The sequence below is a fragment of the Streptomyces sp. NPDC059900 genome, from assembly GCF_050270335.1.
Lineage (GTDB): Bacteria > Actinomycetota > Actinomycetes > Streptomycetales > Streptomycetaceae > Streptomyces.
Genome location: NZ_JBNNJZ010000850.1, coordinates 1 through 2,623 on the forward strand (window position 1 = coordinate 1; position 2,623 = coordinate 2,623).

General features: G+C 69.2%; 3 protein-coding genes. All 3 read right to left on the reverse strand.

Going from position 1 to position 2,623, the window contains the following annotated elements; all coding sequences use genetic code 11:
• Positions 1–97 precede the first annotated feature (97 nt).
• Positions 98–847 (reverse strand): ANTAR domain-containing protein, encoded by a 750-nt coding sequence (locus tag ACQKIP_RS44860; protein ID WP_427745633.1) that lies wholly within the window; start codon positions 845–847, stop codon positions 98–100.
• A 324-nt stretch (positions 848–1,171) separates the two neighbouring features.
• The gene (locus tag ACQKIP_RS44865; RefSeq protein WP_365854822.1) at positions 1,172–1,981 is read right to left on the reverse strand and encodes a DUF1295 domain-containing protein; all 810 of its coding nucleotides are present in this window, start codon (positions 1,979–1,981) and stop codon (positions 1,172–1,174) included.
• Positions 1,978–2,623: class I SAM-dependent methyltransferase (locus tag ACQKIP_RS44870; RefSeq protein WP_427745634.1), on the reverse strand; the 646-nt coding region annotated here is incomplete at its 5' end. The genes ACQKIP_RS44865 and ACQKIP_RS44870, both read right to left, overlap by 4 nt.

Genomic DNA, 2,623 nt, shown 5'->3' on the forward strand with positions numbered 1-2,623 from the left:
ACAGTCGCACTGCTGGGCATCGGACTCGCCGCGATCACCCTGGTAGGACTCGGCATCCTGCTCAGGCGCACCCTCAGGCGCCGCTGAGTGCGGGGGATCAGCGCTCGGGTTCCAGGAGCGTGTTCCCGGCAGCGCCGTTCAGGACCTGGTGTGCCACGTCGGTGAGCTTGAGCTGACGGTCCCGGGCGTACGTCCGCCTGCGGACGTACGCCCGGTCGGTGCTGCAACCGCGGGAGTTGGCGAGATACCCCTTGGCCTGCTCGATGACGATGCGGGTGTCGAGGGAGGTCCGCAGCCGCGCGATCTGCGTCATCTGTTCGTGCACGACCTGCTGCTGGATCAGGCAGACGGCGGCGCTGTCCGCCAGCGCCCCGGCCAGTCGTAACTCGGCTTCGTCCAGCGGTCTTTGCCGGTCGTGGAGGAGACTCAGGGCGCCGACCACCGTGTCCTGGTGGCGCAACGGGATCGTGGCGACCGAGGTGAAGCCGAGCAGCAGGGCGCGCGGCGTGAACCGGGGCCAGCGCGCACAGGCGTCCTCGGCGTCGAACCGAGTCTCGGAGACGAGGGTCCTGGAGCGGCAGCAGTCCCGGCACGGGCCCTCGTCCCATTCGAGTCCGAACAGCTCAAGAGCGCGGGTGTACTCGTCGGAGGCCGCGACCTCCGGGCCGCGGCCGTGCGGAACGTCCAGCAGCGCCCCGGACGCCGACACGTCGAGGAGCTTCACACAGTGCTCCGTCAGCGTGTGCAGAACGTCGGTCGCGCTCACGTCCCGCACCGTCGGGGCAGCGAGATCCCCGAACGCGGACGCCAGCCGCTCCTCGCGCTGCCACTCGGACATGGCGGTCATGCCGCCTCTCCCTTCCGTGGGCACACCGTCCACAGCGTCCGGCGACCGTACGCCGAGACTTCGCCGCGCGGAGGGCGGTGTGAGGGGCCGGCCGCAGGGGGCCGGGAGACATGTCCCGCTGGCGACGGAACCCTGGCCCCCTTGTCGACGGTCGCCCAATGCCAGCAACAGAACCGCGTTCATGCTCCAGTTGAGGAATTCACGGAATCGTCTCGACGCTATCGCGATTGGTCTCCTGATATCGGACAGATGCCGAACAGATTCGGTCGTAAGGCGGCAAGGAACGCAATTGACCGGTTTCTATTCTTTCTGTTGAAAGCAGGATTACCCTTCTGTCTTCCGCGGGGGCAGGGGAAAGAATCCCGAAGTGCGCTTCTGATAGGCGGCGTATCCGGGCCGCTGGGCCATGTGCCGTTCCAGGAGTGCCTTGCCGCTGCCCCGCGTCAGCAGATACGTCATGACCAGGGGCCCGACGATCGTGGCGGCCGCCGCCACGGGAGCCTCGCACGTGATGAGGAACAGACCCCACCAGACGCAGAAGTCGCCGAAGTAATTCGGATGGCGCGTCCAGGACCACAGGCCGCGGTCCATGAGCCGGCCCTTGTTGGCCGGGTCCGCCTTGAACCGCGCGAGTTGGTGATCCCCGACCGCCTCGAAGACCAGGCCGACCAGCCACACGAGCCCCCCGACGACGGCGAGCACACTCATCGGGCCCGTGATGTAGGCGGCGGCCTGCACGGGCAGCGACACCAGCCAGACCAGGCCGCCCTGGAGCAGATAGACCATGCGCAGGGCGTACGCGGCCCGGCTGCCCGGCGCCTTCGACAGCATCCGCTCGTAACGCGGATCCTCGCCGTGCCCCCGGCCCCGCCAGGCGATGTGTCCCGCGAGACGCAGGCCCCACACCACGGTCAGGGCCGTCACCAGCAGCCGCCGTCCGTCGTCGCCGTGCCCCGCCGAGAGGACGTACGTCGTGAGGGCCACGGCCGCGAACGCGACGCCCCAGGCGATGTCCACGACGCGGTGTAGCCCGCGCACCAGCGCGAACGCGAAGGTGACCAGAAGGACGGCAAGGGCGGTGAGCGCGGCGAAGCCGAGATTGACGCCGAACGCGCCCCAGGCGAAGCCGTTCACGACGCCACCTCCCCGCGGTGCCAGTCGGCCGTCGTGGCGGGCATCCCCGACCGGCCCCGGTCACCGGTACGTACGGCGAGAATCTGGTCCACACCCATGCGCCTCTCCTCGAACGCGAGTGATCCGCCCACGAGATACAGCCGCCAGGTCCTTGCCGCCTCCGTCCCGACCAGCGAGACGAACTCCTCCCAGCGTTCCTCGAGCGTGTCGCGCCACGCGTCGACGGTGCGCACATAGTGCTCGCGCAGTGACTCGGCCGCACGCATCTCGAAGCCTGCCGCCTCCCACAGGCCGATCGTCTCGCCCACGGGCCGCATGTGCATGTCCGGCGCGATGTACGACTCGATGAACGCGCCGCCGCCCGGCGCCTTGGAGCCGCGGGACATCTGCTGGACCAGGATCCGGCCCTGCGGCCGCAACAGGCCGTAGAGCTGTGCCGCGAATCCCGGATACTCCGCGTCTCCGACGTGCTCGCCCATCTCGATCACACTGATGGCCCCGTACTGCCCGCCCTCGATGTCGCGGTAGTGCCGCAGCTGTACGTCGACCTGGTCCTCCAGGCCGCGCTCACGCACCCGCGCCTGCACGAAGTCCCGCTGCTCGCGGGAGAGCGTCACCGCCGTGACCTGCGCTTTGTACTGC